The organism is Mycolicibacterium elephantis DSM 44368, assembly GCF_004014805.1.
In the GTDB taxonomy this organism is placed as follows: domain Bacteria; phylum Actinomycetota; class Actinomycetes; order Mycobacteriales; family Mycobacteriaceae; genus Mycobacterium; species Mycobacterium elephantis.
Map to the genome: position 1 here is coordinate 19683 of NZ_ATDN01000022.1, position 12916 is coordinate 32598.

Annotated in this window: 5 protein-coding genes; all 5 read left to right on the plus strand. The window is 66.7% G+C overall.

What is annotated here, in order from left to right; translation table 11 throughout:
• Positions 1–99 precede the first annotated feature (99 nt).
• Complete coding sequence (locus tag MELE44368_RS15795; RefSeq protein ID WP_128109344.1) at positions 100–1890, plus strand: prolipoprotein diacylglyceryl transferase; 1791 nt, start codon at positions 100–102, stop codon at positions 1888–1890.
• 246 nt (positions 1891–2136) lie between these two features.
• Positions 2137–3948: an alpha/beta fold hydrolase gene (locus MELE44368_RS15800; RefSeq protein ID WP_128109345.1), complete on the plus strand. Its 1812-nt coding sequence runs from the start codon at positions 2137–2139 to the stop codon at positions 3946–3948.
• Positions 3949–4334: 386 nt separating this feature from the next.
• Entirely contained in the window at positions 4335–7820 is a 3486-nt protein-coding gene (rpoB, locus tag MELE44368_RS15805; RefSeq protein ID WP_409366129.1) for a DNA-directed RNA polymerase subunit beta, read from the plus strand.
• A 36-nt stretch (positions 7821–7856) separates the two neighbouring features.
• Positions 7857–11810, plus strand: coding sequence for a DNA-directed RNA polymerase subunit beta' (locus MELE44368_RS15810; protein ID WP_128109347.1), 3954 nt, complete (start codon positions 7857–7859; stop codon positions 11808–11810).
• A 172-nt stretch (positions 11811–11982) separates the two neighbouring features.
• Positions 11983–12873 carry a type IV toxin-antitoxin system AbiEi family antitoxin domain-containing protein gene (locus tag MELE44368_RS15815; protein WP_128109348.1) on the plus strand — a complete coding sequence of 297 codons (891 nt, stop codon included), beginning with the start codon at positions 11983–11985 and terminating at the stop codon, positions 12871–12873.
• The last annotated feature ends 43 nt before the right edge of the window (positions 12874–12916 follow it).

Genomic DNA, 12916 nt, shown 5'->3' on the forward strand with positions numbered 1-12916 from the left:
CTATCCGGTCGCCGAGATCGGCGAAATGGCGAAAACTACTCGCACTTTTGCGCCCGTTTGTCCCTTTGGGCGGTGCTCGGGGCAATAGATTCGACCGTCATGGGCGACGAGATCTTGAAATGGTTCAGCGCGGGTGTGGTCGCTGCCGGTGTGACGGCGGCGATGTTCGCCGGAGCGGGTGTCGCGATCGCCGACGACGGCTCGGGTTCGACGTCGAACACCGCGAGCACCTCGGAGACCTCGAAATCCGCTGAAAGCGCTGAGGATTCGGCCGCCGGCGAGCCCGACACGACGGACCCCGAGGAAACCGACGTCACCGAGCCCGACGTCGATGTCGACGAGGAAGAGCCCGCCGAGGAACCGGTCGTCGACCTTGACGAGGAAGAGCCCGCCGACGAACCCGACGTCGATGCGGACACGGACACCGACGCCGAAGCTGAGGAGCAAGCCGCCGTCGACGTCGTCGAGGACCGCTCGGACAGCGATCTCGTCGACACGACCCCCACCGCGCAAGTCGAGCAGCCTGGCGTCGAGCAAGTCGAGGATCTCGCCGCCGAGACCGAGCCCGAGGACACCGTCGTCGCCGAGGACGACGCCGAGGAGCCCACCGAACCGGACGTCGCGCCCCTGGCCCAGCAGCGCGCCATGGTCGTCGTCGACAACATCGTCGAGGACATCGCCGCCAAGACCAAGGACGCCGGAACGGTCGAGGCCATCACGTTCGCGGCCGCGGCGCCCGTGGCCAGCACCTCCTTCTTCACCGACCCGCTGACCACCCTGCTCGACTTCGTCGGAACGGTTGTCTTCGGTCTGTATCACGCGGTGACCCGCCTGGTCGGCGGACCGGCGATGTTGCCGCTGGGCAGCACGGTGACCGTGCGCAGTTCCACGCTGCGGCTCGACTGCGGCTGCGCGCCCGGCGAGGGATTCCACGTGCCCGCCGACTGGTATCTCCCCGCCGGCTATGAGGAGAACCCGCCGGACCGGATGATCTACCTGCAGCACGGCTTCCTGGCCTCCGGCCCGTGGTACAGCTACACCGCCGCGGCGTTGGCGACCCAGACCAACAGCATCGTGCTCACGCCGTCGATCACGTCGAACTTCCTGGCCGCCGACGCCTGCTGGCTCGGCGCGCCGCCGATGCACAAGGCCATCGCCGATCTGTTCAACGAGGACAACGACGCGCTCGCCGACAGCGCCGCGCGGGCCGGCTACGACGGGCCGATTCCGGACCGGGTCGTGCTGATGGGCCACTCGCTGGGCGGCGGCGCGGTGTCGGGAGCGGCCGGCTACATGGTCGACAACGGCACCGCCGACCGGTTGGCCGGGGTGGTGCTGCTCGACGGCGTCGGCCTCGACGACTCGATGACCGACGCGCTGCGCAAGGTGCCGCTGGACATCCCGATCTACCAGATCGCCGCGCCGCGCTACTTCTGGAACCAGTTCGGCGTCGGCAGCGCGGCGCTGATGGCGGCGCGGCCGGGCCAGTTCGTCGGCGTCACGTTGGAGGGCGGCTCCCACGTCGACGCGATGCGCGGCGGCAACCCGCTCATCCAGTTCTCGCAACAGGTGGTGGCCGGGTTCTCCCAGCCGCGCAACGTCGCCGCGGCGCGGCATCTGATGGTCACGTGGGCCAACGACATGTTCGCGGGCAATCAGGCCACCGGCGTCTACGACCTGGCGCCCGGCGAGCGTTTGAACCTGAGAACCCCTGGCGGCGTTGCGGTTTTGGTCGCGCTGCCCAACCCGTTGACCAAGCTGTTCCTGTTCAACCTGCTGCAACCGCTCGTCGCCCTCGGTGACGGGATCTTCCGGTTCGACCCGGCGTGTGTGAGCGCATCCGTCGGCGCGGCCGCGGGGGAGTCCTGCTCGGACTCGATCGCGGCGTGATTTCTAAGCGCTTCGGTTAATCGCTTCCGACGCCCCGTCGATCCCGGTAACGTTTGCTGAGGCTGACGGGAGACGGCATGGGCGACCGGGCCTCGGTGTGGGTAAGTGCAGGTGTGCACGCTGCTGGACGCTGCGGCGCGTTATTGCGGGCCCCGAGGTTTCCGTCGCTGGCAGTGTCGCGGGGTGCAGGGCAGGCAAACAAGCCCGGTCAGCTTCGGTGGCGAACCACGGCGAAAGGATGCGTCGATGAATGACCGGCTGCTGCGCTGCGTGAGCGCAGGTGTCCTCACCGCGGGGTTGTCGTGCGTCGTGCTCGTCGGCGCGGGAATCGCGGTCGCCGAACCGGATTCGGGCACCGGCGCCGGTCAGCCGGGTTCGTCGCAGTCGGAGTCCGAGCCGGGCGGTGCGGCCGGCGCGAAGGTCGACGCCGAAGACGCGGTCACCGATGATGAGGACGTCACCGAGGACGAAGAGGTCATCGACGAAGAGGAGGCCCCCGAGGAAGAAGTCGTCGACGAAGAGGACGCCACCGACGAGAACGCCACCGACGAAGAGGACGTCGTCGTCGACGAAGACGACGCCACCGAGGAAGAGCCCGCCGAGGAACAGGCCACCGAGGAAGAGGCCGTCGTCGCCGGCGAGACCCCGTCGGGCTCCGGTCACGACGCGACCACCGAGACCGAGCCGACGAGCAACCTTTCGGCGGTCGTCAACGAGGTCGAAACGCCGGAGCCGTCCGACGAGCCGACGCAGCCGACCGAGCCGGCCGAGCCGGCCGAGCCGACCGTCGACACCGTGACCGCCGACAGCGAGGCCGCCGCCAACAAGGCCGTCGTCGACCAAGCCATCGCGGCCTTCGAATCGAAACTGAAACCCACGATCACGCAGGTCGCGATGTCCGCGCCCGCGGCTCAGCCGGCCGCCCCGCGGGGACCGAACCTGATCAACATCATCGGCACGCTGGCCTGGAGCGTCATCGACTTCATGGTGAAGCTGGTCGTGGGCCCGCCCGCCGTGCCGCCGGGCAGCACCGTGACCGCACGAGGCTCCACGCTGCTGATCGACTGCGGCGACGGCTACCGCGCCGACGCCGACTGGTACTACCCGAAGGAGGGCCAGCCCGACAAGTTCATCTACTTCCAGCACGGGTTCATGGCGCACGCGGGGATCTACAACCTCACGTTGGCCGCGCTCGCGGAGCGCAACAACGCGATCGTGGTGGCGCCGACGATCACGTCGAACTACTTCGCCTGCGACGGCTGCAGCCTCACCGCCGACCCGATGCACGCCGCGGTGGCGCGGCTGTTCGAGGACGACCGCGACGCGCTGCTGGCCAGCGCGAGGGCCGCCGGATTCCAGGGGACGCTGCCCGAGAAGTTCGTGTTCGCCGGCCAGTCCGCGGGCAGCATGTTGGCCGCGGGCGCCGCCGGCTACTACTACGACTCGGCGCCGGCGGACCGCAAGGACGATCTGGTCGGCGTCCTGCTCTACGACGGCTCGGCGGCCAACGGTGCACTGGGGCGGGCGCTAGACAAGCTGCCGTCGTCGGTGCCGGTCCTGCAGGTCGCCGCGACCCCGTCGGTGATGAACTACGGCGGCGGCGCGAACAACGTGCTCGCCGAGAAGCGCCCCGGCCAGTTCAACGGGGTGCAGCTGATCGGCGGCGCGCATTCGGACGCCTTCCAGAGCGACGCCTACTTCGGCCTGGTGCAGGGGTTCGTCGGACTGGTGTTCGGCCGGTCGGAGCCGCAGAACGTCGCGGCCGTCCAGGTCCTCTCGCAGGGCTGGCTGACCGACATGTACGCCGGTCGGGTGTATGACCCGGCGACGCGCACCGGCATCTACGGCGAACCCGGCGAACCCGGCCAGACCATCATCGACATTCCCACCGAGGCCGGTCTGGCCCGCGGCTATGTGCTGCCCGGCCCGCCGGCGTCCCTGTCGCCGATCGAGTGGTTCTTCGCCGGGCTGCTGCATTCGATCAACGCCAACGACTACGTCAATTGCTCGGCCGAACCCACCGCGGCCGGGTCGTGCACGGGCGCGACCGCGGTGTGATCCGCCGGGATTCGGGAACAAAACTCCACACCAACACCGCGTTATCCCTTGACGGAAGGGCCGCGACACGCCAGTCTGTTGGTCAGCATGTGTGCAAGGGTTGAAGACGCCAGCCAGCGCCCCTGTGACTCCGCACACGGTGGTTGAGGAATGCGCCGTCCTGCGCTATTGTTGGACGTTGCGCTGGCTGCATCCTGCCCACCTAAACCCGCACCTGACACCGATGTTCTAGCCTGAGCCCCGCTCAGTGAACTATTCGCGTGCCGCTTGGCCGGGAGGCTGTGGTCGTGGAAAGGCCAGCCGAACCGATGCAGATATCGCGGCCGTTTCTGGAAAACCGGCTCACCGGTTCCAGATAGTCGCATGAGGTGCTGGAAGGATGCATCTTGGCAGGGTCCCGCCCAAACAAGACAGCTGTAGCTAACCCCAATAACTCCGTCCCAGGAGCACCTAACCGGATTACTTTCGCAAAGCTCCGTGAACCGCTCGAGGTTCCGGGGCTTCTTGACGTACAGACCGAGTCGTTTCAGTGGCTGATCGGCTCCGATGAGTGGAAAGAAAAGGCCAAGGCCCGCGGCGACGCGAACCCGATCGGCGGCCTCGAAGAGGTGCTCACCGAGCTCTCGCCGATCGAGGACTTCGCCGGCAACCTGTCGCTGACCTTCTCCGATCCGCGCTTCGACGACGTCAAGGCGTCCGTCGATGAGTGCAAAGACAAGGACATGACGTACGCGGCTCCGCTGTTCGTCACGGCCGAGTTCATGAACGCCGAGAGCGGCGAGATCAAGAGCCAGACGGTCTTCATGGGCGACTTCCCGATGATGACCGAGAAGGGCACCTTCATCATCAACGGCACCGAGCGTGTCGTGGTGTCCCAGCTGGTGCGCTCGCCCGGCGTGTACTTCGACGAGACCATCGACAAGTCCACCGACAAGACGCTGCACAGCGTCAAGGTGATCCCCGGCCGCGGCGCGTGGCTGGAGTTCGACGTCGACAAGCGCGACACCGTCGGCGTGCGCATCGACCGCAAGCGTCGCCAGCCCGTCACCGTGCTGCTGAAGGCGCTGGGCTGGACCAACGAGCAGATCACCGAGCGGTTCGGCTTCAGCGAGATCATGATGAGCACGCTGGAGAAGGACAACACCGCGGGCACCGACGAGGCGCTGCTGGACATCTACCGCAAGCTGCGCCCGGGCGAGCCGCCGACCAAAGAGTCGGCGCAGACCCTGTTGGAGAACCTGTTCTTCAAGGAGAAGCGCTACGACCTGGCCCGCGTCGGCCGCTACAAGGTCAACAAGAAGCTGGGCCTGCATCCCGGTGAGCCGATCGAGACGACCACGCTCACCGAAGAGGACATCGTCGCCACCATCGAGTACCTGGTGCGGCTGCATGACGGTCAGCCGACCATGACCGTTCCCGGCGGAGTCGAGGTTCCTGTTGAGGTCGACGACATCGACCACTTCGGCAACCGTCGCCTGCGCACGGTCGGCGAGCTGATCCAGAACCAGATCCGCGTCGGCCTGTCCCGCATGGAGCGCGTCGTGCGCGAGCGCATGACCACCCAGGACGTCGAGGCGATCACGCCGCAGACCCTGATCAACATCCGTCCCGTCGTGGCGGCGATCAAGGAGTTCTTCGGCACGTCGCAGCTGTCGCAGTTCATGGACCAGAACAACCCGCTGTCTGGGCTCACCCACAAGCGTCGCCTCTCGGCGCTGGGCCCGGGCGGTCTGTCCCGTGAGCGCGCCGGCCTCGAGGTGCGCGACGTGCACGCCAGCCACTACGGCCGGATGTGCCCGATCGAGACCCCCGAGGGTCCGAACATCGGTCTGATCGGCTCGCTGTCGGTGTACGCCCGGGTCAACCCGTTCGGGTTCATCGAGACGCCGTACCGCAAGGTCGTCGACGGCGTGGTCACTGACGAGATCGTCTACCTGACCGCCGACGAGGAGGACCGCTACGTCGTGGCGCAGGCCAACTCGCCGATCGGCGACGACGGCCGCTTCCTGCAGGACCGCGTGCTGGTGCGCCGCAAAGGCGGCGAGGTCGAGCAGATCTCGTCGAGCCAGGTCGACTACATGGACGTCTCGCCGCGCCAGATGGTGTCGGTCGCGACCGCGATGATCCCGTTCCTCGAGCACGACGACGCCAACCGCGCCCTGATGGGTGCCAACATGCAGCGTCAGGCGGTTCCGCTGGTGCGCAGCGAGGCCCCGCTGGTCGGGACCGGCATGGAGTTGCGTGCCGCGATCGACGCCGGTGACGTCGTCGTCGCCGACAACGCCGGGGTGATCGAGGAGGTCTCCGCCGACTACATCACCGTGATGGCCGACGACGGCACCCGGCAGACCTACCGGATGCGCAAGTTCGCCCGGTCCAACCACGGCACCTGCGCCAACCAGCGCCCGATCGTCGACGCCGGCGACCGGGTGGAGGCCGGCCAGGTCATCGCCGACGGGCCGTGCACCGAGAACGGCGAGATGGCGCTGGGCAAGAACCTGCTCGTCGCGATCATGCCGTGGGAGGGCCACAACTACGAGGACGCGATCATCCTCTCCAACCGTCTGGTCGAAGAGGACGTACTCACCTCGATCCACATCGAGGAGCACGAGATCGACGCCCGCGACACCAAGCTGGGCGCCGAGGAGATCACCCGGGACATCCCGAACGTCTCCGATGAGGTGCTGGCCGACCTCGACGAGCGCGGCATCGTCCGCATCGGCGCCGAGGTCCGCGACGGCGACATCCTGGTCGGCAAGGTCACCCCGAAGGGTGAGACCGAGCTGACCCCGGAGGAGCGGCTGCTGCGTGCGATCTTCGGTGAGAAGGCGCGCGAGGTCCGCGACACGTCGCTGAAGGTGCCGCACGGTGAGTCCGGCAAGGTGATTGGCATCCGCGTGTTCTCCCGCGAGGACGACGACGAGCTGCCCGCCGGCGTCAACGAGCTGGTCCGCGTCTACGTCGCGCAGAAGCGCAAGATCTCCGACGGCGACAAGCTGGCCGGGCGCCACGGCAACAAGGGCGTCATCGGCAAGATCCTGCCGGTCGAGGACATGCCGTTCCTGCCGGACGGCACCCCGGTCGACATCATCCTGAACACCCACGGTGTGCCGCGACGGATGAACATCGGCCAGATCCTCGAGACGCACCTGGGCTGGGCCGCGCACAGCGGCTGGAAGGTCGAGGGCAAGCCGGAGTGGGCCAACCAGTTGCCCGACGATCTGCTGGAGGCCGAGCCGAACACCATCGTCTCGACCCCGGTGTTCGACGGCGCCACCGGCGACGAGCTGCAGGGTCTGCTGGGCTCGACGTTGCCCAACCGCGACGGCGAGAAGCTGGTCGACGGCGACGGCAAGGCCATGCTGTACGACGGCCGCAGCGGCGAACCGTTCCCGTACCCGGTGACGGTCGGCTACATGTACATCCTCAAGCTGCACCACCTGGTAGACGACAAGATCCACGCCCGCTCCACCGGCCCGTACTCGATGATCACCCAGCAGCCGCTGGGCGGTAAGGCGCAGTTCGGTGGCCAGCGGTTCGGCGAGATGGAATGTTGGGCCATGCAGGCCTACGGCGCGGCGTACACGCTGCAGGAGCTGTTGACCATCAAGTCCGACGACACCGTCGGCCGGGTCAAGGTGTACGAGGCGATCGTCAAGGGCGAGAACATCCCCGAGCCCGGTATTCCGGAGTCGTTCAAGGTGTTGCTCAAGGAACTGCAGTCGTTGTGCCTCAACGTCGAGGTGCTGTCTTCGGACGGCGCCGCGATCGAGATGCGCGACGGAGACGACGAGGACCTGGAGCGCGCCGCGGCGAACCTGGGAATCAACCTGTCGCGCAACGAATCTGCGTCCGTAGAGGATTTGGCCTAATTAGTTTTCTAGTCCCGAAAGGGGAAAGGGAGTTACGTGCTAGACGTCAACTTCTTCGATGAGCTCCGGATTGGCCTTGCCACTGCGGAGGACATCCGGAACTGGTCCTTCGGTGAGGTCAAGAAGCCGGAGACCATCAACTACCGCACGCTGAAGCCGGAGAAGGACGGCCTGTTCTGCGAGAAGATCTTCGGACCGACTCGCGACTGGGAGTGCTACTGCGGCAAGTACAAGCGCGTCCGCTTCAAGGGCATCATCTGTGAGCGCTGCGGCGTCGAGGTGACCCGCGCCAAGGTGCGTCGTGAGCGGATGGGCCACATCGAGCTGGCCGCGCCCGTCACGCACATCTGGTACTTCAAGGGTGTGCCGAGCCGGCTCGGGTACCTGCTCGACCTGGCGCCCAAGGATCTCGAGAAGATCATCTACTTCGCCGCCTACGTCATCACCGAGGTCGACGAGGAGATGCGCCACAACGAGCTGTCGACGCTGGAGGCCGAGATGGCCGTCGAGCGCAAAGCCGTTGAGGACCAGCGTGATTCCGACCTGGAGGCCCGCGCGCAGAAGCTCGAGGCCGACCTGGCCGAGTTGGAGGCCGAGGGTGCCAAGTCCGACGTGCGCCGCAAGGTGCGCGACGGCGGCGAGCGTGAGATGCGCCAGATCCGTGACCGCGCCCAGCGTGAGCTGGACCGGCTCGAGGAGATCTGGAACACCTTCACCAAGCTGGCCCCCAAGCAGCTGATCGTCGACGAGGTGCTCTACCGCGAGCTGCAGGACCGCTACGGCGAGTACTTCACCGGCGCCATGGGCGCGGAGGCCATCAAGCGGCTGATCGAGAACTTCGACATCGACGCCGAGGCCGAGTCGCTGCGCGAGACCATCCGTAGCGGCAAGGGGCAGAAGAAACTTCGTGCGCTGAAGCGGCTCAAGGTGGTGGCTGCGTTCCAGCAGTCGTCGAACTCGCCGATGGGCATGGTGCTCGACGCCGTTCCGGTGATTCCGCCGGAACTGCGCCCGATGGTGCAGCTCGACGGTGGCCGGTTCGCCACGTCGGACCTGAACGATCTGTACCGGCGCGTCATCAACCGCAACAACCGGCTCAAGAGGCTGATCGATCTGGGCGCGCCCGAGATCATCGTGAACAACGAGAAGCGCATGCTTCAGGAGTCGGTGGACGCGCTGTTCGACAACGGCCGTCGCGGCCGTCCGGTCACGGGGCCGGGCAACCGTCCGCTCAAGTCGCTGTCAGATCTGTTGAAGGGCAAGCAGGGCCGGTTCCGTCAGAACCTGCTCGGCAAGCGCGTCGACTACTCGGGCCGTTCGGTCATCGTGGTCGGCCCGCAGCTCAAGCTGCACCAGTGCGGTCTGCCCAAGCTGATGGCGCTGGAGCTGTTCAAGCCGTTCGTGATGAAGCGTCTGGTCGACCTGAACCATGCGCAGAACATCAAGAGCGCCAAGCGGATGGTGGAGCGTCAGCGTCCGCAGGTGTGGGACGTGCTCGAAGAGGTCATCGCCGAGCACCCGGTTCTGCTGAACCGCGCACCCACGCTGCACCGCCTCGGCATCCAGGCCTTCGAGCCGATGCTGGTGGAGGGCAAGGCGATTCAGCTGCACCCGCTGGTGTGTGAGGCGTTCAACGCCGACTTCGACGGCGACCAGATGGCCGTGCACCTGCCGCTGTCGGCGGAGGCGCAGGCCGAGGCGCGCATCCTGATGCTGTCGTCGAACAACATCCTGTCGCCGGCGTCGGGCCGTCCGCTGGCCATGCCGCGTCTGGACATGGTGACCGGGTTGTACTACCTGACCACCATGATCGAGGGCGAGGTCGGCGAATACCAGCCCGCTTCCAAGGATTCCCCGGAGCGCGGCGTGTACAGCTCGCCCGCCGAGGCCATCATGGCGATGGACCGCGGTGCCTTGAGTGTGCGCGCCAAGATCCGGGTGCGGCTGACCGACCTGCGGCCGCCCGCCGAGGTCGAGGCCGAGCTGTTCCCGGACGGCTGGAAGCCCGGCGACGCGTGGACGACCGAGACGACGCTGGGCCGGGTGATGTTCAACGAGCTTCTGCCGGTTCAGTATCCGTTCGTCAACGAGCAGATGCACAAGAAGGTGCAGGCGCGCATCGTCAACGATCTGGCCGAGCGCTACCCGATGATCGTGGTGGCGCAGACCGTCGACAAGCTCAAGGACGCCGGCTTCTACTGGGCCACCCGCTCGGGTGTCACCGTGTCGATGGCCGACGTGCTGGTGCCGCCGGAGAAGCAGGAGATCCTCGAGCGCTACGAGAAGGAAGCCGACGCGATCGAAAAGCAGTACCAGCGCGGCAAGCTCAACCACGAGGAGCGCAACGGCGAGCTGGTCAAGATCTGGCAGACGGCGACCGAAGAGGTCGGCGAGGCGCTGCGCAAGCACTACCCGTCGGACAACCCGATCATCACGATCGTCGACTCCGGCGCCACGGGTAACTTCACGCAGACCCGGACGCTGGCCGGCATGAAGGGTCTGGTGACCAACCCGAAGGGTGAGTTCATCCCGCGTCCGATCAAGTCCTCGTTCCGCGAGGGCCTGACCGTGCTGGAGTACTTCATCAACACCCACGGCGCCCGAAAGGGCCTGGCGGACACCGCTCTTCGTACCGCCGACTCGGGTTACCTGACCCGTCGTCTGGTGGACGTCAGCCAGGACGTCATCGTGCGCGAGCACGACTGCGAGACCGAGCGCGGCATCAACGTCACGCTCGCCGAGCAGCAGCCGGACGGCACGTGGGTGCGCGACCAGCACATCGAGACCTCGGCGTACGCCCGGACGTTGGCGACCGACGCGGTCGACGCGGACGGCAACGTCATCGTCGAGCGCGGTCACGACCTGGGCGACCCGGCGATCGAGGCGCTGCTGGCGGCCGGTATCATCGAGGTGAAGGTCCGCTCCGTGCTGACCTGCGCCACCGGCACCGGTGTGTGCGCGCTGTGCTATGGCCGTTCGATGGCGACGGGCAAGCTCGTCGACATCGGCGAGGCCGTCGGCATCGTCGCCGCGCAGTCCATCGGCGAGCCCGGCACGCAGCTGACCATGCGCACGTTCCACCAGGGCGGCGTCACCGGCGGCAGCGACATCACCGGTGGTCTGCCTCGCGTGCAGGAGCTGTTCGAGGCGCGCGTGCCGCGGGACAAGGCGCCGATCGCCGACGTCTCCGGTCGCGTGCAGCTCGAAGAGGGCGACCGCTTCTACAAGATCACCATCATCCCCGACGATGGTGGCGAGGAAGTGGTGTACGACAAGCTGTCTCGTCGTCAGCGCCTGAAGGTGTTCAAGCACGAGGACGGCACCGAGCGGCTGCTGTCCGACGGCGACCACGTCGAGGTGGGCCAGCAGCTGATGGAAGGCTCCGCCGATCCGCACGAGGTGCTGCGTGTCCAGGGCCCCCGCGAGGTGCAGATCCACCTCGTCAAGGAGGTCCAGGAGGTCTACCGCGCTCAGGGCGTGTCGATCCACGACAAGCACATCGAGGTGATCGTCCGGCAGATGCTGCGGCGCGTCACGATCATCGACTCGGGCAGCACGGAGTTCCTGCCTGGCTCGTTGACCGAGCGTGCGGAGTTCGAGGCCGAGAACCGTCGGGTGGTTGCCGAGGGCGGCGAGCCCGCGGCCGGTCGCCCGGTGCTGATGGGTATCACCAAGGCGTCGCTGGCCACCGATTCGTGGCTGTCGGCGGCGTCGTTCCAGGAGACCACTCGCGTGCTGACCGATGCGGCGATCAACTGCCGCAGCGACAAGCTGAATGGTCTGAAGGAGAACGTGATTATCGGCAAGCTGATCCCGGCCGGTACCGGTATCAACCGCTACCGCAACATCCAGGTGCAGCCGACCGAGGAAGCCCGCGCTGCGGCGTACACGATCCCGTCCTACGAGGATCAGTACTACAGCCCGGACTTCGGCCAGGCCACCGGTCCCGCGGTGCCGCTGGACGACTACGGCTACTCGGATTATCGGTAGGACTACCGCTAACCCCTTTCTGCGCCCCTTGGCGCGAGCAGACGCGAAAACCCCCAAAATCCCACGGTTTTGGGGGTTTTTGCGTCTGTTCGCCGCGTAGTCCGGAGGGTTATCCACAGGCTTTCGGCATGCGGCCTTCCGTCGCGGGCGGTTGCCCGCGAATATGCATGGCATGTCGCTGGACGCTGTGGAAGGTGTACTCGCCGCCAACGGGGGCGTGGCCACCACTCGACAACTGCTCGCGGTGGTCTCACCCAAGACGCTCGAGTGCGCCGTCCGAGCGGGCAGGTTGATCCGCGTCCGGCGTGGTGTGTACACGATGACGCCGCCCGGTGTGGCCGGCAGGCTCGCCGCACTCGACTTGGCGTGCGGTAAACGCGTTGTTGTCTGCATGCAGACGGCCGCCGAGATGTACGGCTTCGACACCGAACCCGATGAACGGATACATGTTCTCGACCCCGGAATTCGTATGCGGCCGTCGGCCGACGTCATGGTTCATCAGCGACTTGGCGCCCCTCTGAGTATCGTTGGCGGTCGGGTGGCAACGGCGCCGGCCTGGACGGCGGTAGAGATCGCGCGAACCTTGCGCCGCCCGCGGGCGCTCGCTGCACTCGACGCCGCACTGCATTCCGGATGCTGCACACAGCCGGAACTGGTAGCGGCAGTCGACGAACAGAAGGGACGACGCGGCATCGTTCAAGTCCGCGAACTTGTGCAGCTTGCGGATGGCCGGAGCGAGTCGCCGATGGAGAGCGAAGCGCGGCTTGTCTTCATCGATGGGGGTCTGCCGCGGCCGGAACTGCAGTTCGAGATCGTCGACCTGCACGGCAGACTGTGGCGAGTCGACTTCGCCTGGCTCGACGCGAAAGTAGTCGCCGAGTATGACAGCATCGAGTGGCACGCCAACCCGGACGGGTGGAAACACGACCGCATGAAGGCCGCCCGGTTGGCCGAATGCGGGTGGACCGCCGTACCGATGGTCGTCGACGACGTCCGTAAACACCCGTATGAGTTGGTGCGGCGCATCGGCGGACATCTGGAGCGGGCTCGACTCGCTGGGTGAGCAGACGCGTACACCCCCAATTTCCGCCCAAAATGGGGGTGTA

Bases quoted from the DNA above. Each gene is read 5' to 3' on its own strand.
- MELE44368_RS15795 (WP_128109344.1), top strand. From the start codon at position 100: ATGGGCGACGAGATCTTGAAATGGTTCAGCGCGGGTGTGGTCGCTGCC.
- MELE44368_RS15800 (WP_128109345.1), top strand. From the start codon at position 2,137: ATGAATGACCGGCTGCTGCGCTGCGTGAGCGCAGGTGTCCTCACCGCG.
- MELE44368_RS15815 (WP_128109348.1), top strand. From the start codon at position 11,983: ATGTCGCTGGACGCTGTGGAAGGTGTACTCGCCGCCAACGGGGGCGTG.